The sequence below is a fragment of the Amycolatopsis sp. NPDC039088 genome (assembly GCF_055598845.1).
In genome coordinates, this window is the sequence record NZ_JBVKAE010000045.1 from 25106 (window position 1) to 49112 (window position 24007).

Genomic DNA, 24007 nt, shown 5'->3' on the forward strand with positions numbered 1-24007 from the left:
CCTAATCCGGGCGGGCGCGCACGGCGACCAGCCCCTGTTCACGGCGGTAGTGCGCGAGGTCGACGTCCCCGGCGAGCGGGCCGAGCACCGCCGCCCCGGACAACGCGACGGCGCGGCGCAGGATGTCCGGCCACGATTCGGCGCGGCTCAGCCCCAGCGCCAGCGCCGCGACGACGGCGTCACCCGCGCCGGTGGTGTTGCCACGCAGCACAGTGGACGGTGCCGCGTGCCAGGTGCCCGACGGCGTGACCGCCAGCAGCCCCTCGGCGCCGAGTGAGACGACGACCGCTTCCGCCCCGGCCTTGCGGAGTTCGGCCGCGGCGGCCACCGGATCGCGCAGACCGGTGACCTCACGCAGTTCGTCGGCGTTGGGTTTGACCACGGACGGACGTCCGGCCAGTCCGGCGAGCAGCGCCTCACCGGAAGTGTCCAGAATGGACGGTGTTTCACCGAGCAGTTCGGCGTATCCACCGGCTCCCGGCGGAAGACTGCCCGAGCAGACGAGCACGTCCGCGCTCCGCGCCCGGACGGCCGCCGCAAACGCTTGCCATTCGTCACCGACGAGCCGCGGCCCCGGCTCGTTGAGCAGCGTGACCGAGCCGTCGCCGGCCAGGACCGTGGTGGTACGCCGGGTTTCGCGGGCGATCGGGACGACATCCGCGGCGACCCCCACCGCCGTGAGGTCGTCCACGACGGCGGTCCCGTTCGCGCCACCCGCGGTCAGGATCGCGCGAACGTCGGCACCGAGCGCGTGGAGCACGCGAGCGACGTTGACCCCCTTGCCACCCGCCCGGAGCCGGACGTCCCGCGTGCGGTGCACCTCGCCGGGCCGCAGACCGTCCACTGTGTACGTGACGTCCAGCGCGGTGTTCGGCGTGACGGTGACGATCACGGTCGCCTCAGGTGAGGACGACGGAACGAGTGAGGCTGCGGGGGTTGTCCGGGTCGAGGCCCTTGCGGGCGGCGATGGCCCCGGCCACCCGCTGCGCGCGGACCAGGTCGGCGAGCGGGTCCAGACCGCTCTCGACGAACAGGCCGCCCGCGCGGGTGACGTCGTCGGCCAGGCCGTCCGGCGCCTTCCCGAACATCCAGGTGACGCGGCCGGGTTCGCTGATGCTGATCGGCCCGTGCCGGTAGTCCCACGCCGGGTACGACTCCGTCCACAGCAGACAGGCCTCGCGGAACTTCAACGCGGCCTCGTTCGCGATGCCGACGGACCAGCCGGTGCCGAGGAAGCTGAACTGCTCCGCGCCGACCAGCGCGTCGGGCAGCGGTTCGGTCAGTACGCGTTCGGCCTGGTCGATGACCGGGCTCAGGTCCTCGCCGAGGTGCGCGCGCAGCATCGCCAGCGCCGTGGTGGCGAAGCGGGTCTGCACGACCGAACGTTCGTCCACCACGGACAGGTCGACGATGGTGTCCGCGGCTTCCTCGATCTCGCGAGGCACGCCGGTGATCGCGATGGTCGGCGTCTTGCCCCGCAGTTTCGCCAGCAAGGCGTGGACCTCGGTCGTCGTCCCTGACCGGGTCAGCGCCACGACGTGGTCGTAGCCGCGCCCGACCGGGAACTCCGACGCCGCGAAAGCGTCGGTTTCACCGAGCCCGGCGCTCTCGCGAAGGACGGCGTACGCCTGGCCGATGAACCACGACGTACCGCAGCCGACGATCGCGACCCGCGCGCCCGGCGGCGGCAGCAGCTCCGTGTTCGCCGAGGCCAGCGCCGCCGCGTCCCGCCAGCAGCCGGGCTGGCTCGCGATCTCCGCCGCCATGAAGGTCCCGCTCATGAACTCCCCATCCGTGCCAGTTGTGCGCAATAGCTGTCACGTTAGGTGCAGTTTTGTGCAACGTCAATGCTCTGCGAGTGCAGTTTCACGCATTTGACGCGTTCAGATGTGCATGATCAGCGAGCCGACCGCTCCCCATAGGTAGTGACCGGCGTCACTTCGAAAGCTGTCACAACCTCTCCGGCTGACCCGTCATATGTGCAGCAACCGACGGAGAGGAAAGATCATGGAACCCCGCGTGAACCTGTTCGAGAACGAGGTCATCGTCAAGTACGTCAAGCGTCTCGGCGCCGCGAGCCGTCCCATCGAGGAGTCCTCGCTGCCGCACGCGACCCAGGAGCTGGTGAAGCTGCGCGCCAGCCAGATCAACGGCTGCGGCTTCTGCACCGACATGCACAGCAAGGACGCCGCGCACGCCGGCGAGACCTCGGTGCGGCTCAACCTGGTCGCCGCCTGGAGGGAGGCGAACGTGTTCACCGAGGCGGAGCGCGCGGCCCTGGCGCTCACCGAAGAGGGCACCCGCATCGCGGACGCGCACGAGGGCGTCAGCGACGAGACCTGGGCGCAGGTGCGCAAGCACTACGACGACGAGCAGATCGGTGCCCTGATCGCGCTGGTCGCCACGATCAACGCGTACAACCGGCTCAACGTCATCGCCAGGACCCCGGCTGGCGACTACCAGCCCGGCATGTTCGGCTGATCCTCGCGTCCAGCGACAACAGGACCGCTTCGCCGGACAACGATCGAGCCGCCACGGGCTGATAAACCTGCGGAAACACGCCATCCGGAGGTTCAGCCCGTGCGACTCGACGTCCGCTTCTTCCCGGTGACCGGGACCCATCCGCTCTGCACCGACCTCGTCGGGCTCCGCGCGAACTTCCACTACGGCTCCGGAAACGTGCTGGAGCAGCACTACGCGGACCGGACGACGATGATCTGGACGGGCGTTTCCGGCGACTTCGCCGGTGTCCGGCAGAAAGAGGCGACACTGCGCGTCTTCGAAACCGGACCGGCGCAGTACTTCGTCACCTGGTACGAAACCGGGACCGTCGCGACGGCCGCGCACGGTGAGATCTTCGACGGCGGTTACCCCATCGCGGTGATGGCGGATTTCGGCCGGTCGGTCGCGACGGCGGCGTATACGAATCCGCGCGAGGACGGCGGGCAGTATTTCCTGGTCGACCAGGCGACCATCGAGATTCTGGAGCCGCCGCACGGGTGGCCGTCATTTCCCGCGACAAAGTTCTCCGAGGGCAGTTAACCCGGAGCGCCCGGCGGGTATCAGCTGAATATGAGTCGATCAACGGTCGAGCAGCCGTCCCGATCGAAGAGCCGGCATCTGACGGTGCCGCAAGGTGTCGCGCTGTACGTCGGCGCGGTCCTCGGCACCGGCTTGCTGGTCCTTCCGTCACTCGCCGCCAAGGCGGCGGGCCCGGCGTCACTGATCGCCTTTCTGGTACTGGTGCTGATATCCGCGCCGGTCGCGGCGACCTTCGGCGCGCTGGCCGGACGGCATCCGGACGCCGGTGGGCCCGCGACGTTCGCCTTGCGGGCGTTCGGCCCGAAGACGTCCGCGGTGACCGGCTGGTGGTTCTATTTCGGCACCCTGGCGGGAATGCCCGCCGCCAGTGCTTTCGGGGCGACCTATGTGACCGAACTGGTCGGTGGCGGCCGGACCATGACGATGATTCTGGCCGCCGTCCTGATCCTCATCGCCATCGGGGTGAATCTGTTCGGGGTGCAGCTGTCCGGCCGCGTGCAATTGGTGCTCACCGGTTTTCTCGCCATTCTCCTGGTCGGTGCCGTGGTGGTCGCGGCACCGAAAGCGGACACCGCCAATCTCCAGCCGTTCGCGCCGCACGGATTCGCCGGTGTGGCGACCGCGATCAGCCTGCTGGTGTGGTCCTTCACCGGTTGGGAAACCGTGACTCATCTGGCCCCCGATTTCCGGAAACCGAAGCGGGACATGCCGCTCGCGACGGGAATCTCCATCATCATCATCGGCGTGCTCTATCTCGCCGTCGGCGGGATGACGATTCTCGTGCTCGGACCGCGCGCCGGGGAGACCCAGGCACCGCTCGCGGCGATGCTCGGCGAAGGGCTCGGGACTTCGGTCCGCGTGGTCGCGGCGGTGATCGCCGTGGTGGTGACGCTGGGGGTGCTCAACGTCTTCGTGGCGAGCATGGCGAAACTCGGCGCCGCGCTGGGCCGCGACGGCGCGCTGCCGCAGTGGCTGGCCAAGGGCAGCCAGGCGGGCGACGTGCCTCGGCGCAGTCTGCTGGTGGTGACCGTGGGGACCGCGATCAGCTTCCTCGTCGCGATCCTCACCGGATTCGAACTGGAGCAGGCACTGCGCGCGGAGAACGCCTGTCTGATCGGGATCTATCTGATCGCGATGGCCGCCGGGGTCCGGCTTCTGCCGTCCGGCGGGAAACAGCGGTGGCTCGCCGTGCTCGCGACGGTGCTGGTGTTCGGTGTCCTCATCCTGGCGGGCTGGTACCTGCTGTTCGCGGCGGCGCTGGCGCTGGGAGCGCTGCTCTATCTGAAGTTCTCCAAACGCTCCGGTGCGGCTGCCGAGGAGCGTCAGTCAGGTCGTTGAACGGGGCCCTTTTCCTGCTTCGGGGGAAGAGAGGCAACGTGGCGTGTTGCGTGCGCCGTCGACTCACGCCGCGGTCTGGTGCAGGGGTCCCGATTCGCCGCCCCCAGGCTCACCAACGAGACGTTGTGAAAGCCTCTTTCGCAACGTTGAAGGTTACGAAAGAGGCTTCACAACGCCGAGGTCGATTCGTCCGATTGAGCCTGTGCTATCACGACTCAGGCGGCGACGGACTTCGCCAGGTCGAAGTACTCCTTCAGCGGCATCGCCACCATGCTTTCGGTGCGCATCGAGCCCGACTGGGCGATGAGCGACATCGCGCCGAAGGCCGCGCGCGGATCGTCGCTCAGCTCCAGGATGATCAGGTAGTCGTACTTCCCGAGCAGATTCCACGCGGTGACGATCCGGACGCCTTGTTCCTCGAGACGTCCGGTCAGTTCGGTGAACCTGGCCAGTTCCTCCGCTTCGGTCTTGCAGGCTTCATCGGTCGCGTTGGCGAGAACGACGGTGTGCACGGTCTACTCCTTTCAGGCGGCGAGGTCCTTGCGGATCGCGCGGTGCAGGAAGGTCTCCGAAGTCCGCAGCGGGAAGTGGTCGCCGGGTACCTCGCGAGCGGTCACGTCCGCGGTGGTGAACTCGCCCCATCGGCGCAGTCCGTCCTTGTCGACATGGCCGTCGGAAAGTCCGCGGAACGCCGAGATGGGGCAGGGAACCGGTGGTCCCTCCTGGTATTCGTAGGTCTCCGCGAGCGTGTAATCGGCACGCAGGCCGGGCAGGAACTCCTCCCGCAGCTCGGCGTCGGCATGGATCTCCGGCGGCAGCCCGCCGAGCCGGGACACCTCCCGCAGGAATTCGCGATCCGGCAGTGAGCGCAGGTCACGGCCACGCGACGCTTCGACCGGCGGCACGGCGCTGCCGCAGACGAACAGGCGCCGAGGCGAACGGGAGAGCATACGTACGGCCTCGAAAGCGATGACGGCACCGAGGCTGTGCCCGAAGAACGCGAAATCCTCCTCGGTCGCACACTGCTCGACGACCGATTCCGCCGCGTCCCGCAGGCTCGACAGCTCGTCTTCGGACGGCCGGGAATGCTGGAGCGGGACCACTTCGATCTCCGGCGCGAGCGCCTTGATCCAGGTGCGATAGCCGGCCGGAGTACCGCCGGCGTGCGGAAGACAGTAAAGCTTGGTCATCATGCCTCCGATCGGGTGTCGGCGAGGATCCCGTCACAGGTCGGATCCTGGATGAACCGGGCCAGGCTGATCTCGAGCGACGTCGAGTTGCGGACCCTGGCGACGAACCGGGCGGCCTGCAGCGATGTCCCGCCCAGCTCGAAGAAGTCCTCACCGGGATCGACGGACCCCTGCCCGAGCACGTCGGCCATGATCCGCCGGACCACACCGCGCGGACCGTCCTCGTCCTGAAGCTCCTCGGCACCGTCGAAGCCTGCCGAAAGCGCGGAGCGGTCGATCTTCCCGTTGGGCATCAAGGGGAAGGTGTCCATCACCTCGATCCGGCTCGGCACCAGGTGCGACGGCAGCCGGGTGCGGAGTTCGGCCAGCAGGTCCCCGGTGTCGGGCCGGTCGCCGAAGCAGGTGACGAACGCGTCGAGCCGGACGTTCTCGACCGGTTTGACCACCGCCTGCCGGACGGCGTCCAGGCTCTCCAGCGCCGTTTCGACCTCGCCGGGTTCGATGCGGAAGCCGCGGATCTTGACCTGCTCGTCGACCCGGCCCAGGAATTCGATGGCGCCGTCGTCGCGATACCTGGCGAGGTCGCCGCTGCGGTAGACCCGGGCCGCCGGATCGGGCGAGAAGGGGTCCGGCAGGAACCGTTCGGTGGTCAGGCCGGGACGGAACCGGTAGCCGCGCGCGAGACCGGCGCCGCCGACCAGCAGTTCCCCGGCCGCACCGCGCGGGACGGGCATCCCCGTGTCGTCGACGAGGTAGACGGTGACGTTGTCGAGCGGGACACCGATCGGGACGCCGTCGCCGACGTTCTCCGGCGTGCAGTGCCAGGACGTCACGTCGACGCTGGCCTCGCTGGGGCCGTAGAAGTTGTGCAGTCCGGCCCAAGGGACGGTGTCGAACACGCGGCGGCACAGCTCGGGTGAGAGGGCTTCGCCGCCGGAGAACAGGTAGCGCAGCGAGGTCGCTTCCTTGAGCCCTGGGCGTTCTTCGAGCAGAACGTCCAAAAGGGACGGTACGAGCGGTACCGCGGTGATCCCCTCGTCCACGATCGTGCGGGCGAGGGTCGCGGTGTCGCGTTCGGATCCCAGCGGCGCGAGGACGACGCGGGCCCCGTTGACCAGCGCGCCGAAGATCTCCATCTCGGCGATGTCGAACGACAGCGACGTGTGCTGGAGCACCGAATCGCCGGGCCCCAGCGGGAACGCCCTGGTATCCCAGGAGAGCCGGTTGACGAGACCGCGGTGTTCGATCTCGACCCCCTTCGGCTCGCCGGTGGACCCCGAGGTGTAGATGACGTAGGCGAGATCGTCGGCGGTGGCCCGTTCCGGGGGCGGATCGTCCGGTCCTTCCCGGACGGCGGGGTCGGTGTCGAGGCGGATCACCGTCGCTTCCGTTTCGGGAAGCCATTCGGTGAACCAGTCCTGGGTGAGCACGATCCGGGCCCGGCTGTCGGTGAGCATGAAGCCGAGCCGCTGCTCGGGATACTCCGGATCCAGCGGCAGATAGGCCGCGCCGCTCTTGAGCACGCCCAGCAGTGCGACGACGAGGTCGACACAACGCGGCAGGCAGACCGCGACCAGGGAACCCGGTCCGGCTCCGTGTTCGCGCAACAGGTGCGCGAGCCGGTTGGCCCGGCTTTCGAGTCCCGCGTAGGTCAGGGGCGGTTCACCGGCCATGCTGACGGCGACCTGGTCACCGTGTTCCGCGGCCGCCGCCCCGACCAGGTCGTGGACGCGTTCGAACTCCAGCGGTACCTGGGTGCCGCGTTGCCACGACGCCGGAATCCGGCGTTCGAGCGCGGTCCGCCGGTAGGAGGTGGCCGCGGGTGCCGGCATGTCACGGACCGCGTCGACGTCGGCGAGGAGGCGGGCGCCGGTGTCGAGCATCCGTCGATGGCAGGCGCTCACGGGCTGCGGGTCGGTGAGGCCGGAAGCGCCGAAGACGTGCACGGCCTGCACGACGGCGTCGTAGGCGTGGCCGCGCACCGACCGCGCGAACAACGCGACCTCACGGGCGTCGGCGACGCCCCGGTCGGCCTCGCCCGCGAGCTGGTAGAGCCGCAGGCGCAGCCCGTCGATCGTCACCGACCGCGCGGCCAGTGGCAGGGCGACCCCTTGGAACCGGGCGATCGGGCCGCCGAACTGCTTCCGTTCCCGCGCCCTGGCCGCCGCGAGCCGCAGCGCACGGCGGCTGAGTCCGAGCAGATGCGCGCTGAGCCGCAGCCACCACGACGGACGTTCGGCACGTCCGGGCGGGACGGCCGGAAGATCGAGCCGGAGCCTGCGCCGCCCGGCGATCGCGTCGCCGATCAGGCCGTCGGTGACCGTGTTCTGTTGCTCCGCCAGGATTTCGGCGGTCGTGATGTGCTCGGCCACCGAGGTGTCGCGGATCGCGAAGCCGAGTTCTTCCGCGGTCAGAACGGCTTCGGTCTCCCCGAGGCCGAGACCGCCACGGCCGGCGTCGAGCGTCAGGCCGAGCACACCGTGCCGCGCGCAACCGCTCCAGAGGTCGTCTTCCGCCGACGGTGTGAACACCGAGGCCAGCCGGGTGCGGAGTTCTTCCTGTGCGTTGGACAATCCCGTGCGCATCACGCCACCTCCCGCGCTTCGTCGAAGAGCGCGGCCGAAACGGTGGCCAGCATCATCTCCGAGGTCCCGCCCGCGACCGTGAGCCCGGGCGCCTCGCTCAGTGCGGTGGTGAGCTCGACGTCGTCCGTCGGCAGGCCGTCCACCCGGTCGGCGGCGGCGGGACGGCGGGCGACGACCTGCTCGTGTCCGCTGAACGCCTCCCGGACCGACCACACGAGGGCGGCGACCCGGCTGGTGAGTTCGCTGGTCCACCATTTCGCCCCGGCGGCGGCCGCGGCGGCGTCCTCGCCACGGGAGAGCAGATCGACGGCGTGCCAGGTCAGCAGCCGCGCGGCGGGAAGGTCGGCCTGCAACGCCCGCACGTCGGAGACGGCGCGCGCGGGCAGATCGAACCGGGTGAGCAGTTCGAACCACCGCTGGGCGTGCCCGTAGAAGTAGACACCGGTCCGCTCCACCGCCAGTACCTCGTTCACCAGCTGCCAGGCCTCGCCCTCGGCACCGACGAGGGCGTCCGCGGGCAACCGGACGTCGTCGAAGACGATGTGGTCGAACGCCTCCGGGTTGAACCCCGGGATCTCGCCGATCCGCACGCCGTCGACGTGCAGCGGCACCAGGAAGATGCTGAGCCCGGCGTACTTGCTCTTGCCCTCGCCGGTGCGGGCCAGGCAGATGCCGTACTCCGCCTTGTTCGCGCCGACGTTCCAGATCTTCTCGCCCGACAAACGCCAGCCGTCTCCGTCGCGTTCCGCGTGCGTGGCGAGACCACCCAGGTCCGAGCCCGCGTCCGGTTCGCTGTAGAGGACGACGAAAAGCCGTCTCCCGGCGGCCATCTCGGGGAGGAACCGGGCCTTCTGTTCGTCGGTGCCCGCCACGAGCAGGGTCGATCCGGCGTTGTCCACGGTGTTGACCCGCGCGCTGTCCGGCACGCCGGCCAACGCCATCTCCTCGGCGACGATCGCGGACTCCACAAGGGACAGTCCCAGACCGCCGTACTCGGTCGGCCAGTCCGGCGCGAGCCAGCCTCGCTCCCCCAGCGCGCGGTAGGTCAGGTCCGGATGTCGCCAGGGCCGGGCGCGCCTGGCGCGTACGAGGTCTTCGCGGCAGTGCACCCGCAGGAGTTCGCGCACGTCCTGCCGTAACCGCTCCTGTTCGGGAGTGAAAGTGAAGGGTGGTGTGAACATCGAGTCTCCTCAAGTACGTACCCGCGCGGACTGTGACCGCGCGGCGGCCATCCCGGCGAACCAGCGTTCGAATCCCGATGGCCCGTCGTCGCGGAGGACGGTGAGCGCGTGACTGCCGACGATGAACCCGTCGGCGCCTTGCCGGGCGACGGCGGCGACGTCACCGGGGTCCCGGATGCCGAAGGCGGTGTACACGGGCAGATCCGGGCGAATCTCGCGGATGTCGTCGATCCTGCGGCCGAGTCCACTGTCGACGGTGCCCGTCCGTCCGGTCTCCGAACTGAGCGCGAGGTACACGAACCCGTCGCCGCTTTCGAGCGTCTCCCGCTCGTCGACGGTGACGGGGTCCGCGGTCACGCGCAGCGGCGGGACCAGGGCGATACCCCGGCGTCGTGCGCGTTCCGCGTGTTCGGAAAACGGCCGGATGTCGTGCTCGCAGAGCAGACCCGCGCAGCCGGACAGAATCTCGTCACCGGCGCGCCAGTCGTCCACGGACGGCCAGGCCGACCGGTAGACGATGCCGACCCGGACCGGCGCCTCCGCCAGCCAGTCGTGAAGCCGTGGTGAGCGTGGGTCGAGATCGCCCGTCCCCGCCCGCGCCAGCGCGGTTGCGACTACCCCGCCGGTGCTGGCGGAGAAGTGCGTGTCGAGCAGGATCGGGAATTCGACGAAGTCCACTCCCCCGGCGACAGCGGCACGGATGGCGGCGAGACTGGCGTCCCAGTCCGGGAAACCCGGGACGAGATAGACGCCGAACCCCAGCCTGCCGTCGATGGTGGCACTCTCGCGAAGAGCGGCGGTCATACCGGCAGCTCCTGACGGGCGGCCGCGATGTCCATCACCCGCAGCGCGCAGTAGGTCTCCCACAGCGTCGAACCGGGATTCTTCCCGAATCCGCCGTCCGGTTGCGCGCACCGCCGGACTGCGGCGTCCAGGTCGGCCCACGGCCAGGTCAGGTTCAGCAGCTGCACGGTTCGCGCACCCCAGTAGGCGCTCGCGAGCGACCATTCCGCTTCGGACGGCCGCATCCGGATGTGCCCGAAACCGTCGTCGCACGACACCACGAACGGAGCACTCGCCCGCGCGTCGGCGTGGTCGGGTTCGGTGCCGAGCCACTGCCGGATCGCCACCGAGCAGTAGGTCCGCTCGATGTCGGACGGGCGATCGGGCAGGAGCGCGCACCCTCGATCGTCCTTGGTGCAAGCACCGAGGAACGCCCGGATCGCACCGGCCGCGGACGGCTCCGGCCGGGCGCCGAGGATGATCAGGCACCGCACGCCGTAGAACAGGTCGTCCATGTCCACGACGGTCCGGTCTCCCGAGCAGAGCGCCTCGCTTACCCAACGGACCACCGCGGCGGAATCGGGCACGGTGACCCCGGCGAGCTGATACAACCGCAAGGCGTAATACGTCGCCCCGAGGGAAGGCCCGCCACCGCGGAACATGGCGTAGGCACCGCCGGTCCTCGCCGCGGACGCGAATTCCAGTTCCTGCCGGGTGATGCCGTGTCCCCGCATGGCGCGGATCTCCGCGCCGAACCGGGTCGCTTCGAGGCTGGGGGCGCTCTCGTCGGTCTCGACGAGCAACCCGTCGTTGTCACGGCAGTCCTCGACGAAGGACATGACGTCGGTCATCGTGATCGTTCCTTTCTTCCTCAGCCGGGCGCGGATCCGAAGATCTCGTTCTGCGGCGGGAAACTCTGGAAGTCGAGTGCTTCGAATCCGTAGCGGGCGGGCAATTGCTGCGGCGCGGGAGTGTGGAACAACAGCGAATCGGCGTGCAGGCGGTTCCCGGAGGCGTGGGTGTAGGCGTTGTACAGATCCAGCGCCCGGCGTTGTGCCTGCGGGACCGAGACCAGCGGCCCGGCGTCGACGAAGTCACCGACCTCCTTCAGCACGGCCATCCCGAGGCAGAAGGTCAGCAGGTCCTGCGGTTCGGTGACCAGCCCGGCCCCGGTACGGACCACGCGGTACGGCTTCGGCATGGCTTCGAGGAGATCCCCGGAGTAGATGACGAAGTCGGCGACGTCGGTGCCCGCGATGTCCAGTTCGAGGATGCTGGGGCTGAGCAGATAGTTGAGGTAGCCGAAGATCTTGGGGTTGCGGCTGAAATAGAACAGGCAGGCGGCTTCTTCCTCGGCACGGGTCTCGGCGTCCACCTGCCCGGCCAGCCGGGACATGACGGTGCCGTAGCAACCGGAGTCGACCAAGGCGACGCTTTCGGGCTCGAACCGCTCACCGTCCCGCAGCCCCAGCACGTCTTCGAGCGTGCCGTGGTCGGCGCGGGAGGCATGGGCGAGCCGGATGTCCAGTCCGGCGGACGGCTCGAGCCGTCGCGCCGTGAGGTAGGTGGTCAGCATGTCGCGCGCGAGGAAGAGAACGTGGCGGCGCTGCCGGTGCACGCACCATCGGACGACCCAGTCCGCGAAGGACACCCAAAGCGGGATCCAGGGCCGGATCCGCCAAAGGAACCGCTCGATCGCCGAGCCGACACCGTCCGCGCCGGTGCGCTCGCGACCGGGATCGACCGCGTGGCACACCTGCGCCATCTGGACTTCGGACAGATCACCTTCCCCGCGCATGGTTTCGATGAAGTCATGGATCGCCTCGTCCATGTCCGGCGCGGCGGAACCCGTGATGGCGCACCAATTGCGGATCCAGTACTCGCCCATCCGGGCCCACTCGGCCGACGCGCTGACCGCGTCGTGTTTCGGACAGTCGACGAGCAAGCCGGTCAGCCACGCCGGGACGTCGGCGACCGGCACCCGAGAGCCGTCGGCCAGCACGGCCGCGGCGCCTCCTCTTCGAGATCGTGTTTCACGCTCCTGTGGCATACGCCTGGCCCTTCGATCGGTGTTACAGGGGGCGCCACACCGCGGATCCGGGGTGGAAGGGAAGAACGGGGTACCGGTGGGTGACGCCGTCGTTCGCTGGTTTCACCGTATGAGCCGGGAGAAGCCGTGGCGATCACTTCGGCGCACGGTCCTGTCCATGATCCGTACCCCGTGAGGGTCTCCTCCCCTACCCTGCGACGACAGTGACCTGCTCCCGAAACGCCATCAGAGGACTAATCGCGAGACCCGCCACCCCGACTAGCCGGCAAGGAGTACGACGGCGACGGCCGCGCCGAGGAGCCCGAGGACCTGTGGCCGGTTCAGACGTTCTTTGAGGACGGCGATACCGAGGAGCACCGGGATGGCGGGGTACAAGGAGGACAGCACCACCGCGATGGCGAGCAATTGCCGCTGGGTCGCCAAGGTGTACAGCACGATGGCCGCCGCCCCCAGCACTCCGGTGACCACGGCCGGGAGCACCAGCTTCGGCCGCAGACCGCGTCCGGGCGGCCCCGACCGTGCCATGGGGAGCAGGGCGAGGGCCGAAATCGCGCGGCTGGCCACGATCGGCCACAGCCCGGCCGACGGATCGACCTGTCCGAGCCCGATGTTCTGCAGGGCGAACCCGGCACCGGCGATCAGTCCGTCGACGGCGCCGTGCGCGGTGTTACCGTCGCCGTCGTTCCCACCGCGCGCGATGAGCCACAGCGCGGGGAAGGCGACGGCGATCCCGCACCAGGCGAGCGGGTCCGGGCGGTCGTCCAGGAGGGCGACCCCCGCGAGCACCGGGACCGCGACCCCGCCGACGACGCTGAGCGGCACGACGACGCTCATCCGGCCGCGGCTCATGCCCCGGTAGAGAAAGAGCACGCCGATCCCGGTTCCGAGCCCGGAAAGCCCGCCCCACCCCAGGTCCGCGACCCCGACGGCGGGGGCCGGGACGAAGAACGCGACGGCGGCCGTGGCGATCAGGCCGCCGACCTGGCCGATCAGCGCGACGAGTTCGGGTTTGGCGTGCCGTGACAGGAGACCGGCGGCGAAGTCGGCGAGCCCGAAGCACAGGGCGGAGAACAACGCGAGTGTCTCACCCATGCTTTCCTGCCTAGTGCACGATCACCGGCCCCGCAACTTCGCCGGCCTCAGCGAAAAGGGACGACAAGGCGCCGCAGCGTATGGGAAGGGGCCTCGCCGAACCGGTCGCGATAGGTGGCCGCGAATCGGCCGAAATGGAAGAAACCGTGCCGCTGCGCCACTTGTGCCACGGTGACCACGTCGGGTTCGCCCGACGACAGATCGGCGTGGGCGCGTTGCAACCGGACATCGCGGAGATAGGCGTTGGGAGTGGTCCCCAGATGCCGTTTGAAGCCCTTCTCCAGCGCACGGACGCTCACCCCCAGTTCACGGGCGAGACTCGTCACCGAATGGTTCCGGTGCGGCTGTCCGTCGATCAGCCTGGTGGCCTCGCGAATGGTCCGCGACGACACGAGTTTCGAATCACCGGTCACGACATCCCAATATGTATGCCTTTGCGATGCCAAAAACGTTGTCATCAATCCCTGTTCGACGGAATCCGCAACGGCGTCGATTTCCAGGGCGCTGTCCGTGTCGTCCAACGACCCGAGGTACGCACCCAAGGCGTCGTACCAGCCCTTCGCGGGCTGACGAGCGAGGTTGAGCAGCTCCTCGAAGCGCAGTGGTTGCGGCAGTGCACGTCCGAGCATCGAACTCAGCCGCATTTCCAGGACCCCGCGATCGATGACGACCATCAACTGGGCGAATTGCCGTGTCCAGCGCGCCTCCATCGCCGCACCGGGATTGACCACGTAACCGCGCCGCTCCCGGATGTGCAGCCTTCGTTTGCCACCGCTGACGGCGGCGTGGCCGGTCACCGGGAGCGAAATCAGGTACCGGCGGCGAGGGCATTCGACCCACAGCGCGGCCGCGACCGGATACTCGAGGTAGGCGACGGTGAAGTTCTTCGTCTGGCGCGCGTGCACACGACCCGTCGAACCCTTCGGCGCGGAATGCGGCCGGAACCGGCATTCCCCGAGCAGTCCGGCGAGTTCGTTTCCTATCTCGTCGGGGTCTTCCGAAACCAGCAGCGTGTAATTTCCGAGCGGCCTGTCCACTCGAGTGCCCCCTTTTCGGACAGCGGCGAACGGGGCACTGCCGTGAAGTACCCCCATCGACCGGAACACCGGGCCACCGATTCACGAAGAGGCCCGTTCTCCCGTGTACCCCGAATCGATCAGGTGACGTGCGCCAAGGGATAAATACGTTCGAATAGCGCAGTACACCCACAGAGGCGCGTCACCGTGACCATTCACGAGATTTCTAAACGCGTCGATTCGGGTCAATCCTCGCAGCCTCCGCACCTCCTGCCGTCACCCAGCGCTGACGGGCAAGCGATACGCGCACAGAGACAAAGCTCAGCCTCCCCGCCGCTCCCATACTGGCTCCTCCGGCGGAGATGAGGAGCAGCGAATGAGCCGAGACGACACGTCCCTCGCCAAGAACGTCCTCGGCGTACCCGGCATCGTCTTCCTGGTGCTCGCCGCGGTCGCGCCGCTCACCGGGATGGTCGTGATCGCGGCCATCGGCATCGCGGTCGGGAACGGCGGCGGTATGGTCGCCGCCTTCCTGCTGGCCACGGTCGTCCTGCTGCTGTTCGCGGTCGGCTACGCGCAGATGTCGAAGGTACTCACCAGCGCGGGCGGCTTCTACGCCTTCGTGGTCAAGGGGCTGGGCCGGACACCGGGGCTGGTCGCCGGTTTCGTCGCGATGCTCGGTTACAACTGTTTCGTCGCGGGCGCGATCGGCACGAGCGGATTCTTCACCTCCACCGCGATCGACGACGTCTTCGGGCTCCACCTCGACTGGCTCTTCTGGAGCGCGCTTTCGGTCGTGCTGGTCCTCCTGCTCAGCCGCCGGGGCATCGCGGTCAGCGCGAAGGTGCTGGGAGTCTCGCTGATCCTCGAAGTCTCGATCCTGCTGATCATGGACTTCAGCGTGCTGTTCCGGCACGGCTTCTCGTTCGCCGCGTTCAGCCCGTCCGTGCTGTTCCAGGGTGCCGGCGGTCTGGCGTTGTTGTTCGCCGCCAACGCTTTCATCGGGTTCGAGGCGACGGCGTTGTTCGGTGAAGAGGCCAAGGATCCCAAGCGGACGATCCCACGGGCGACCTACATCGCCATCGGGTTCATCGGCGTGTTCGCCGCGTTCACGACCTGGGCCGTGGTCAGCGCGATCGGCGCAGAACAGGCGCAGGACGTCGCCATCGCGCATCTTTCGAGCGGGGACCTCGTGCTCTCGGTCGCCCAGGAGTATCTCGGCGGCCCGCTGACCAAGGTGATGTTGCTGCTCCTGGTGGTCAGCCTGTTCGCGGCGTTGCTGGCATTGCACAATTCGGCGACCCGGTATCTGTACGCGCTGGGCCGGGTCGGCGTGCTGCCGCGGTCGCTGGGCAGGACCGACCCGCGCAACGGCGCGCCGCGCTACGCCTCGATCGTCCAGCTGGCCTTCGGCTCGGTGGTGGCGCTGGGTTTCCGGCTCGCCGGACTCGACCCGGTCGCCGATCTCACCGCGAGCATGACCGGCTTCGGCACCCTCGGCATCCTCACCCTGCAACTGTTCGCGGCGGTGGCGATCCTGGTCCACTTCCGCCGGACACGCGACCGCCGGATCGTGAAGACGCTGATCGCACCCGGGCTGGGCGCGGTGGGACTCGGAGTCATCGTGACGCTGGCCATCGTCAACTTCCCCACGCTCGCCGGATCGAGCAACGGCGTCGTCCCGCAGCTGCCGTGGCTGCTCCTGATCGTCGCGCTGGCCGGGCTCGCGCTCGCGGGCTGGCTGCGCCGGTTCCGCCCGTCGGTGTACGCGGCGCTGGAGACCGATCTGGAACGCGATCCCGCGCCGAAGCCGTCAGACGTTGTTGGTCAGTGAGAGATTGAACGAGTAGCGCGAGGCGCGGTAGACATGCCATCCGTACTCGACGACCCGGCCGGCGTCGTCGTAGGTGGTACGCCGCATGGTGAGCAGCGCCGCCCCCGGCTTCTCCCCCAGCAGTTCGGCGTCCTCCTCGGTCGCCTCCCGGGCACCGACGTTCTGCTGGGCGGCGTGCAGGCGGACGCCCGCGGAGCGCAGTAGCTGGTAGAGCCCCTTGTCCCGCAGCTCGTCGTCGTCCGGGTCGATGATGCCGTCCGGCAGGTAGTTGTTCATGATCGCCAGCGGTTCGCCATCGGTCGAGCGCACCCGCTTCAGCCGCCGGACATGGGTCAGGCCCGGTGTCTCGAGCCGCTCGGCCGCGTCTTCACCGGCGGGCTCGACCTGGTTGACCAGGATGACGGACTCGGGTTTGTCGCCGAGTTCGCTGAGGTCGTCGAAGAGGCTGCTCAGCCGCAGCGGGCGGGCGACCTTGGTGCGGACGACCTGCGTGCCGACACCGCGTTTGCGGACCAGCAACCCCTGATTGACCAGCGACTGGATCGCCTGCCGGATGGTCGGCCGCGACAGATGGAGCCGCGCGGCCAGTTCCACTTCGTTGTCCAGCCGTGCGCCGTTCGGCAGCCTGCCGTCTTCGATCGCGGCCCGGAGCTGCCGGGCGACCTGGGCGTACAGCGGCTCCGGGCGGTTCGGATCCACCTCGATCTCGCCGGGCACCCAGGGATTCATGCGCGGAGCCTACCGCGAAGACGCTGTGGTCGTTATGACCTTATGTCCATATGTCTTGACAAAGTTTCTGACCTCTTGCGAAGGTCGAGAGACCACGCGAGCCGGGAGGAACGAACAGTGTCCGACACAGTACGGCGGGTAGTCGCCGCACGGGTACGCGCTCCGGAGGCCATCGCGGCGGCCGCCGCCGGCCGGGTCCGCGCGAAATCGCCATTCAACGACAAAGGCGCCGCGATGATCATCGCCGCGGACCATCCGGCGCGCGGCGCGAACGGCGTCGGCTCCCATCCCCTCGCGATGGCCGACCGCGGCGAACTGCTGGACCGCCTTTGCCTGGCACTGGAGCGCCCCGGCGTCACGGGGGTGCTGGCGACCCCGGACATCATCGACGATCTGCTGATCCTGGGCGTCCTCGACGGCAAAACCGTCATCGGTTCCATGAACCGCACCGGCCTCGCCGGATCGAGTTTCGAGGTCGACGACCGGTTCGCCTCCTACGACGCCGAAACGATCGAGCGGATGCGTTTCGACGGCGGCAAGACGCTCACCCGGATCTGCCTGACCGACCCGGCGACGCCCGCCGTCCTCGAGAACACCGCGCACGCGATCAACGAGCTGGCGGACCGGAAACTGATCGCGCTGGTCGAGCCGTTCCTCGCCGACTGGGTCGACGGACGTCTCCGCAACGACCTCTCCCCCGAGGCCGTGATCCGCTCCATCACCATCGCCTCCGGACTCGGCCGCTCGTCGGCTTACACCTGGCTGAAACTCCCGGTGGTCGAGGACATGGAGCGGGTGCTGGCCGCCTCGACGTTGCCCGCCGTCCTGCTCGGCGGCGAGGTCAAGGATCCCGACGCGGCGTTCGCCGCCTGGCAGCGGGCGCTCGCGCTGCCGACCGTGCAGGGCCTCGTGGTCGGCCGGTCCCTGCTCTACCCGCACGACGGCGACGTCGCGAAGGCCGTCGACACGGCCGTCGGGCTGCTGTGAACACCTGTGGAGGACAACGCGTGAAGACCATCGAACACTGGATCAACGGCACCGCGACGACGGCGGGCTCCACCCGCACCGCCCTCGTCTACGACCCGGCCGAAGGGCGCCCGCGGGCCGAGGTGCTTCTCGCGGAACCGTCCGATGTGGACACCGCGGTGGCGGCCGCGGGCAAGGCTTTCGAGACATGGGGCGATTCGTCGTTGTCGCAGCGGACGAAGGTGATGTTCGCCTTCCGCGAGCTGCTGGTGAAACACGAGGACGAACTCGCCCGGATCATCTCCGCCGAGCACGGCAAGGTGATCGACGACGCGCGCGGCGAGATCGTCCGCGGCCGCGAGATCGTCGAGTACGCCTGCGGGATCGCCGACGCGCTGAAAGGCGGTTTCTCCAACCAGGTTTCGCGGGACGTGGATGTGCACGACTTCCGGCAGCCACTCGGGGTCGTCGCCGGGATCACGCCGTTCAACTTCCCGATCATGGTCCCGCTGTGGATGCACCCGATCGCCATCGCGACCGGCAACACCTTCGTGCTCAAGCCCAGCGAACGCGTTCCGTCCGCGTCGCGGCTGGTCGCCGAGCTTTACGCCGAGGCGGGTCTTCCCGACGGCGTGTTCAACGTCGTCAACGGCGACAAGGTCACGGTCGACGCGATCCTCGACCACCCCGGCATCGCCGCCGTGTCCTTCGTCGGGTCCACCCCGATCGCCAAGTACGTCCACGAACGCGCGACGGCCACCGGCAAACGCGTGCAGGCACTGGGCGGGGCCAAGAACCACGCCGTCGTCCTGCCCGACGCGGATCTCGACTACGCCGCCAACCACCTCACGGCCGCCGCGTTCGGTTCCGCCGGGCAACGCTGCATGGCGATCTCCATCGGCGTCGCCGTCGGTTCGGCAGGCGACGAACTCGTCGAGATCCTCAAGCGCAAGGCGGCCGAGATCAAGGTCGGGCCCGGTCACGACGACGGCAACGACATGGGCCCCGTCGTCACCCAGGCCGCGCGGCAGCGGGTGATCGACTCCGTCGCCCTCGGCGCGGACCAGGGTGCGACCGTGGTCGTCGACGGCAGGGCGCTGCGGGTCGAGGGCCACGAGGAGGGGTTCTTCGTCGGACCGTCCCTTTTGGACCATGTGACCGCGGAGATGGCCGCCTATCGCGAGGAGATCTTCGGTCCGGTGCTCGGGATCGTGCGGGTGTCCACTGTGGACGAGGCCATCGCGCTGATCAACGCGAACCCCTACGGCAACGGGACCGCCGTCTTCACCGGAAGCGGCGAGGCGGCGCGGAAGTTCCAGCGCGAGGTCAAGGTGGGGATGATCGGGGTGAACGTGCCCATCCCGGTGCCGATGTCCTACTACTCCTTCGGCGGCTGGAAGGACTCCCTCATCGGGGACAGCCCGATCCACGGCCCGGAAGGCGTCCGGTTCTACACGCGGGCGAAGGTCGTCACCACCCGCTGGCCGCACACGGCCGGACGCGGGACCGCGGGCTTCAACTTCCCCACCTCCCAGTGACCGCCACGACCCGCATTCAGTCCTCTAAATGCGGTAGTTGGCAACGCGAACTACCGCAAGTAGAGGACTGAATGCGTCAGTTCACCCGTTGCCGTTTCCCGATGATTCGCCAGCCCACCGCCAGTACGACGACCAGCACCGGGATCGAGTAGAACGCGATCTTCTCCGCACCGTCGGAGAAGCCCATCAGGATCACGACCAGCGCGAGGAAGCCGAGCGTCGCCCAGCCGCTGTAGGGCGCCCACGGCATCCGGTAGGACGGCCGTTCCAGCTCCCCGCGCAGCGCCGCCTGGCGCAGTCGCATCTGGCAGAAGATCAGCGTCGCCCAGGTCGTGATGACGCCGAGCGAGGCGATCGCGATCGCGATGTCGAAAGCGTCCTTCGGCACCAGGTAATTGAGCACCACGCCCAGCACGTAGGCGCCGGAAGTGAACAGGATGCCGCCGTAGGGCACGTGACGACCGCTCATCCGGCCGACGAACTTCGGCGCCTCGCCCTTGTCCGCCAGCGCGCGCAGGATCCGGCCAGTCGAGTAGAGCCCGGAGTTGCAGCTCGACAACGCGGCGGTGAGCACGACCGCGTTCATCACGTCACCGATGCCGGGGATCCCGAGCCGCGAGAAGACGGTGACGAAGGGGCTCTCGCCGCCGTTGTAGAACGGCCAAGGCAGCAGCATCGCCAGCAGCAGCACGGAACCGACGTAGAACACGCCGATCCGCCAGACCACCCCGTTGATCGCCTTCGGCAGCACCTTGCGGGCGTCCTTGGTCTCGCCCGCGGCGATGCCGACGACCTCGATCGCCGAATACGCGAAGATGACCGCCTGCAGCGTCATCAGCGCGATGCCGATACCGGCCGGGAAGAAGCCGTTGTGGGCGGTCAGGTTGTGCACACCCGCCTCGGTCCCGCCGATGTCCGCGCCGGTCAGCACCAGGCCGGTGGCGGTGACCAGGAAGACGACGATAGCCAGCACCTTGACCACCGAGAACCAGAATTCCAGCTCACCGAACAGTTTCACCGAAAGCAGGTTCACCAGGATCAGCACGCCGAGGGCGACCAGCGCGGTGATCCACTGCGGCACGTCGGGCAGCCACTTGTGCACGTAGATCGCCACCGCGGTGATCTCCGCGATACCGGTCATCGCCCAGTTCACCCAGTACATCCAGCCGGAGGCGAAACCCGCCCATGGCCCGATGAACTTGCGGGCGTAGGTGACGAAGCTGCCGGAGGTCGGCTCGTGCAGCACGAGCTCACCCAGTGCGCGCATCACGAAGTACGCGGCGATACCGCAGAGCGCGTACGAAAGGACCAGCGACGGCCCGACCTGGTGGAGCTTGCCACCGGCACCGAGGAAAAGCCCGACGCCGATCGCGCCGCCGATGGCGATCATCTGCACTTGGCGGTTGCCCAGCGCTTTTGAGTAGCTTTCACCTTTTTCGGTGAGCAGCGAGGAATCCATGGTTGCCAGACGCTAGAGCGTGTGCGGCAGGTCACCAACACTGCTAAGGAAGACTTAAGGTGTGTGGCACATCACTGCGCCGGTTCTTCTGGTATTTCCCTTTTCGATTTGACAAGTTCACCCGCGAGCCCCGATTTTCGCGCGCGAAGAAGGCCTCATACGCTACCGCCGTGGACCTCGCAGCGCTGCTGGACCGGATCGCCGACGACGTCGCGCCGGAGATCGGCCGCGGCTCCGTCGCGGACTACATCCCCGCGTTGGCCAGGGTCGAACCCCGGCAATTCGGGATGGCCGTGGCCGAAGTGGACGGTCGGGTCCACGGTGTCGGTGACTGGCAAACACCGTTCTCCATCCAGAGCATGTCGAAGGTCTTCACCCTGGCGCTCGCCCTCTCGCACGGCGACGGCGTGTGGACGCGGGTGGGCCGCGAACCGTCCGGCAACCCGTTCAACTCGCTGGTACAGCTGGAGAACGAGGACGGGATCCCGCGCAATCCGTTCATCAACGCCGGCGCGCTGGTGGTGACCGACGAACTGGCGCATCACGGCGACGCGGCGGAAATCCTGCTTCGGTTCCTGCGCGAGGAAAGCGGTCGCGCGGACATCGGCATCGACGCCGAGGTCGCCGCGTCGGAGGCCGCGCACGCCGACCGCAACCGCGCGCTCGCGTACTTCATGGCGTCCTATCGGAACATGCGCCGTCCGGTCCCCGACGTCCTCGATCAGTACGTGCGCCAGTGCTCGATCACGATGAACTGTGAAGACGTCGCACGCTCGGCGGTGTTCCTCGCCCGTCACGGCGTCCGCAACGACGGCGGCAGGCTGCTCGGGCTCAGCGCCGCCAAGCGGGTCAACGCGGTGATGCTGACCTGCGGCACCTACGACGCGGCCGGCGAATTCGCCTACCGCGTCGGACTTCCCGGCAAGAGCGGTGTCGGCGGCGGCATCGTCGCGATCGTCCCCGGCCGGTGCGCGGTCTGCGTGTGGAGCCCGGGACTGGACCCGCGCGGCAACTCCGTCGCGGGGGTCGCGGCGCTGGACCGCTTCACCACACTGACCGGCTGGTCGATCTTCTGAGCGGTTTGAATCCCGGAGACCGGGGAAGCACGACAGTGTGCAGACTTTCCTTCCTTGCGCTGATTTTCGCGCCACGGCCGAAGTGCTCGACGCACGGCGGCTAGGCAAGCAGCGGGTGGAGACCATCCAGGTGCTGCGCGCGCTGACGGTCGCGGACTACGGCTGGCGTCACCATCCGGCCGCGACGATGTGGGCGGGCTACGAAGAAGCCCTGGTCAGGTACGGGTTCGACGTCTGCGAGATCTGGTGCGCGACGGGCAGGCAGGACACCTGCCACGACACGCTGCGGGCCGATCTGCTCCGCACGACCGGTTTGACGGAGGTCCGCACGCAGGCGGAACTCGCGGACGAGGGCGAACTCCCGCCCTGGCTCGGTGACGCCGACTTCCATCGCAGTCACCGGTCCGCGCTGGTCCGCAAGGATCCGGAACACTACCGGCCGCGCTTTCCGGACGTTCCCGACGACCTCCCGTACGTCTGGCCCGCGTCAGACCGTCCACGACGGACACCCACCGAGAAGGGATGACGATGATGAAACGCTTCCACAAGGGAGACAAGGTTCGCTGGAACAGTCACGGCGGGCAGGCCGAAGGCGAGGTCTTGCAGGAGATCACCTCCGACACCGAAGCGGGCGGACGCACCGTGCGGGCATCGAAGGACGAACCGCAATACCTGGTCCGCAGCGACAAGAGCGGCGGCGAAGCGGTCCACAAGCCCGACGCGCTGGAGAAGCTGTGAGCCGCTCGCGGCTCAGGTACTGGGTTTTCCCATCTCGTGCCCCGGCCGTCCGTCGGTGCGCCGGTCCCGTTTGATCCTCTCTTCGTGCAGATGCCGCCGCCCTCCGGTCAAGTCACCGGTGACGTCCCGCGTCATCTCGCGGTAGGCCGTGTAGTAGCCGTCGTCGTATTCCTCGATCAGCTGGAAGGTCCACCGCTCCGGCAGCACGTTGAGCCCGACCAGTTCGGTCTGGATCCGCTCCGCCCAGTCCGGGTGCCCGGCCTTCCGGAGTGCTTCGACGGCCTCGCCGAGGGCGAAATCGGCGGTTCCCGTGAGGTGGTGGAAGGCGTACAGGTGGCCGCGCGCCTGTTCGACCGTCTCGAGGGCGAAGACCAGTTTTCCGACGGCGTCGACGGTCGCGTCGTCGGGTTCTGAGGGTGATTCCGGCATGATCGGGTGATTCCCCGGCACCGACGGTTTTACACCGCCCTCATCGGTGACTCTCCTCGGTGACTTTCAAGGGCGATGCGAGCGAACGAGCGGACCAGCGGGCTCTCCTGTCCGGTCACCCACGCGACGACGAGCGGGCTCGGCGGCATGTCTTCCAGAGGCACCCAGGTGAGCCCGTCCGGCAAGGGATGCCCGAGCGGCGCGATGCCCGCCGTGCCGTTCCACAGTACGGCCTGCACGCATTCGCTGACCGTGCGCACCACCGGGCCGGACGGCCGGTCGCCGACGGGCGCCGCCCCGTTCCAGTACACGCGCCAGAGCGGATCCGTCCCGTCCGGCAGCTGGAACCACGGGCGATCGGCGACGTCGGCAAGCCGTAGCGAGTCACGACCGGCGAGCGGATCACCGGTGCGCAGGACGATTCCGACCGGGTCCTTGCGCAGGACGCGGATACTGAGGCCCGTTTCGTCGAACGGCGACCGGGTCAGCGCGACGTCGGCCAGCCCGGCGCGCAGGCCGGTGGTGGGATCGGTGAAATCCGCCTCGCGGAACCTGATCGACACCTCGGGGTGCCGACGGCGGAACGCCTCGGCCAGCCGGGTGCCCGCCTCCCCCGCGCCGTCGGACAAGGTGCCGACGGTGAGCGTCGCGGGGCCCGCCGCGGCGCTCACCCGAGCGCGGGCCCGCTCTGCCCGGTCCAGCAGGGTGCGGGCCTCGGCGTACAGGGTGGTTCCGGCCGCGGTGAGCTCGACGCCGGCGGCCGAGCGAAGCAGCAGCACGACCCCCAGGTCGCCTTCCAGCTGCTGGATGGCCCTGCTCAGCGGCGGCTGGGTCATGTGCAGCCGCGCGGCGGCCCGACCGAAGTGCCGCTCCTCGACGACGGCGACGAAGTAGCGCAGCAGGCGGAGTTCCATCACCGGCGATGATACCCATCAGGTATCGGACCGGCGAGATCGGTCTT

Annotated in this window: 24 protein-coding genes; 9 read left to right on the forward strand and 15 right to left on the reverse strand. The window is 68.6% G+C overall.

The window, feature by feature from the left end:
• Position 1 precedes the first annotated feature (1 nt).
• Together ACZ7KI_RS37720 and ACZ7KI_RS37725 are read right to left on the reverse strand one after the other, a co-directional pair.
• The gene (locus tag ACZ7KI_RS37720; protein ID WP_470277792.1) at positions 2-892 is read right to left on the reverse strand and encodes a 1-phosphofructokinase family hexose kinase; all 891 of its coding nucleotides are present in this window, start codon (positions 890-892) and stop codon (positions 2-4) included.
• A 7-nt stretch (positions 893-899) separates the two neighbouring features.
• The gene (locus ACZ7KI_RS37725; protein ID WP_470277793.1) at positions 900-1781 is read right to left on the reverse strand and encodes an SIS domain-containing protein; all 882 of its coding nucleotides are present in this window, start codon (positions 1779-1781) and stop codon (positions 900-902) included.
• A gap of 226 nt (positions 1782-2007) precedes the next feature.
• On the opposite strand from ACZ7KI_RS37725, the gene ACZ7KI_RS37730 reads away from it, so the two are divergent.
• The 3 genes from ACZ7KI_RS37730 to ACZ7KI_RS37740 all read left to right on the forward strand — a co-directional run bounded on the left by ACZ7KI_RS37730 (position 2008) and on the right by ACZ7KI_RS37740 (position 4380).
• The gene (locus tag ACZ7KI_RS37730) at positions 2008-2481 is read left to right on the forward strand and encodes a carboxymuconolactone decarboxylase family protein (protein ID WP_470277794.1); all 474 of its coding nucleotides are present in this window, start codon (positions 2008-2010) and stop codon (positions 2479-2481) included.
• Positions 2482-2580: 99 nt separating this feature from the next.
• A complete protein-coding gene (locus ACZ7KI_RS37735; protein WP_470277795.1) occupies positions 2581-3042 on the forward strand; it encodes a MoaF C-terminal domain-containing protein in 462 nt (153 codons plus the stop codon).
• A gap of 30 nt (positions 3043-3072) precedes the next feature.
• Positions 3073-4380: an APC family permease gene (locus tag ACZ7KI_RS37740; protein WP_470277796.1), complete on the forward strand. Its 1308-nt coding sequence runs from the start codon at positions 3073-3075 to the stop codon at positions 4378-4380.
• A gap of 215 nt (positions 4381-4595) precedes the next feature.
• Here ACZ7KI_RS37740 and ACZ7KI_RS37745 read toward each other — a convergent pair whose 3' ends face one another.
• From ACZ7KI_RS37745 to ACZ7KI_RS37785, 9 genes are all read right to left on the reverse strand, one after another.
• Complete coding sequence (locus ACZ7KI_RS37745; RefSeq protein WP_470277797.1) at positions 4596-4892, reverse strand: GYD domain-containing protein; 297 nt, start codon at positions 4890-4892, stop codon at positions 4596-4598.
• Positions 4893-4904: 12 nt separating this feature from the next.
• Positions 4905-5570: a thioesterase II family protein gene (locus tag ACZ7KI_RS37750; protein ID WP_470277798.1), complete on the reverse strand. Its 666-nt coding sequence runs from the start codon at positions 5568-5570 to the stop codon at positions 4905-4907.
• A complete protein-coding gene (locus ACZ7KI_RS37755; protein ID WP_470277799.1) occupies positions 5570-8155 on the reverse strand; it encodes an amino acid adenylation domain-containing protein in 2586 nt (861 codons plus the stop codon). The genes ACZ7KI_RS37750 and ACZ7KI_RS37755 overlap by 1 nt, the downstream gene beginning before the upstream one ends.
• Complete coding sequence (locus ACZ7KI_RS37760) at positions 8155-9336, reverse strand: acyl-CoA dehydrogenase family protein (RefSeq protein WP_470277800.1); 1182 nt, start codon at positions 9334-9336, stop codon at positions 8155-8157. Before ACZ7KI_RS37760 ends, ACZ7KI_RS37755 begins: the two co-directional genes overlap by 1 nt.
• A gap of 9 nt (positions 9337-9345) precedes the next feature.
• Positions 9346-10140 (reverse strand): tryptophan synthase subunit alpha, encoded by a 795-nt coding sequence (locus tag ACZ7KI_RS37765; protein ID WP_470277801.1) that lies wholly within the window; start codon positions 10138-10140, stop codon positions 9346-9348.
• Positions 10137-10970 (reverse strand): prenyltransferase/squalene oxidase repeat-containing protein, encoded by an 834-nt coding sequence (locus ACZ7KI_RS37770; RefSeq protein ID WP_470277802.1) that lies wholly within the window; start codon positions 10968-10970, stop codon positions 10137-10139. Before ACZ7KI_RS37770 ends, ACZ7KI_RS37765 begins: the two co-directional genes overlap by 4 nt.
• A 20-nt stretch (positions 10971-10990) precedes the next feature.
• Complete coding sequence (locus ACZ7KI_RS37775) at positions 10991-12121, reverse strand: hypothetical protein (RefSeq protein ID WP_470277803.1); 1131 nt, start codon at positions 12119-12121, stop codon at positions 10991-10993.
• Positions 12122-12427: 306 nt separating this feature from the next.
• On the reverse strand, positions 12428-13261 hold the full coding sequence (locus ACZ7KI_RS37780; protein ID WP_470277804.1) for an EamA family transporter: 834 nt from the start codon (positions 13259-13261) through the stop codon (positions 12428-12430).
• A 47-nt stretch (positions 13262-13308) separates the two neighbouring features.
• A complete protein-coding gene (locus ACZ7KI_RS37785; RefSeq protein ID WP_470277805.1) occupies positions 13309-14298 on the reverse strand; it encodes an AraC family transcriptional regulator in 990 nt (329 codons plus the stop codon).
• Positions 14299-14653: 355 nt separating this feature from the next.
• Here ACZ7KI_RS37785 and ACZ7KI_RS37790 point away from each other — a divergent pair, with 355 nt between their 5' ends.
• Positions 14654-16111 carry an APC family permease gene (locus ACZ7KI_RS37790; protein ID WP_470277806.1) on the forward strand — a complete coding sequence of 486 codons (1458 nt, stop codon included), beginning with the start codon at positions 14654-14656 and terminating at the stop codon, positions 16109-16111.
• On the opposite strand, the gene ACZ7KI_RS37795 is transcribed toward ACZ7KI_RS37790, so the two are convergent.
• A complete protein-coding gene (locus ACZ7KI_RS37795; RefSeq protein ID WP_470277807.1) occupies positions 16091-16840 on the reverse strand; it encodes a GntR family transcriptional regulator in 750 nt (249 codons plus the stop codon). The genes ACZ7KI_RS37790 and ACZ7KI_RS37795 overlap by 21 nt on opposite strands.
• Positions 16841-16957: 117 nt before the next feature.
• Here ACZ7KI_RS37795 and ACZ7KI_RS37800 point away from each other — a divergent pair, with 117 nt between their 5' ends.
• Both ACZ7KI_RS37800 and ACZ7KI_RS37805 read left to right on the forward strand, forming a co-directional pair.
• Positions 16958-17827 carry a Cgl0159 family (beta/alpha)8-fold protein gene (locus ACZ7KI_RS37800; RefSeq protein ID WP_470277808.1) on the forward strand — a complete coding sequence of 290 codons (870 nt, stop codon included), beginning with the start codon at positions 16958-16960 and terminating at the stop codon, positions 17825-17827.
• 20 nt (positions 17828-17847) lie between these two features.
• Positions 17848-19344: a CoA-acylating methylmalonate-semialdehyde dehydrogenase gene (locus tag ACZ7KI_RS37805; RefSeq protein WP_470277809.1), complete on the forward strand. Its 1497-nt coding sequence runs from the start codon at positions 17848-17850 to the stop codon at positions 19342-19344.
• 76 nt (positions 19345-19420) lie between these two features.
• Here ACZ7KI_RS37805 and ACZ7KI_RS37810 read toward each other — a convergent pair whose 3' ends face one another.
• Positions 19421-20803 (reverse strand): amino acid permease, encoded by a 1383-nt coding sequence (locus ACZ7KI_RS37810; protein WP_470277810.1) that lies wholly within the window; start codon positions 20801-20803, stop codon positions 19421-19423.
• Between the two features lie 170 nt (positions 20804-20973).
• On the opposite strand from ACZ7KI_RS37810, the gene ACZ7KI_RS37815 reads away from it, so the two are divergent.
• Genes ACZ7KI_RS37815 through ACZ7KI_RS37825 form a run of 3 tightly spaced genes read left to right on the forward strand, consistent with a single transcriptional unit; the run spans position 20974 to position 22617 of the window.
• Positions 20974-21879, forward strand: coding sequence for a glutaminase (locus ACZ7KI_RS37815; protein WP_470277811.1), 906 nt, complete (start codon positions 20974-20976; stop codon positions 21877-21879).
• A gap of 37 nt (positions 21880-21916) precedes the next feature.
• Positions 21917-22405 (forward strand): MSMEG_6728 family protein, encoded by a 489-nt coding sequence (locus tag ACZ7KI_RS37820; RefSeq protein ID WP_470277812.1) that lies wholly within the window; start codon positions 21917-21919, stop codon positions 22403-22405.
• A gap of 2 nt (positions 22406-22407) precedes the next feature.
• Positions 22408-22617: a hypervirulence associated TUDOR domain-containing protein gene (locus tag ACZ7KI_RS37825; protein WP_470277813.1), complete on the forward strand. Its 210-nt coding sequence runs from the start codon at positions 22408-22410 to the stop codon at positions 22615-22617.
• 12 nt (positions 22618-22629) lie between these two features.
• Here the strand turns inward: ACZ7KI_RS37825 and ACZ7KI_RS37830 are convergent, their stop codons facing one another.
• Both ACZ7KI_RS37830 and ACZ7KI_RS37835 read right to left on the reverse strand, forming a co-directional pair.
• A complete protein-coding gene (locus tag ACZ7KI_RS37830; protein WP_470277814.1) occupies positions 22630-23046 on the reverse strand; it encodes a hypothetical protein in 417 nt (138 codons plus the stop codon).
• A 29-nt stretch (positions 23047-23075) separates the two neighbouring features.
• Complete coding sequence (locus ACZ7KI_RS37835) at positions 23076-23960, reverse strand: LysR family transcriptional regulator (RefSeq protein WP_470277815.1); 885 nt, start codon at positions 23958-23960, stop codon at positions 23076-23078.
• Positions 23961-24007 lie beyond the last annotated feature (47 nt).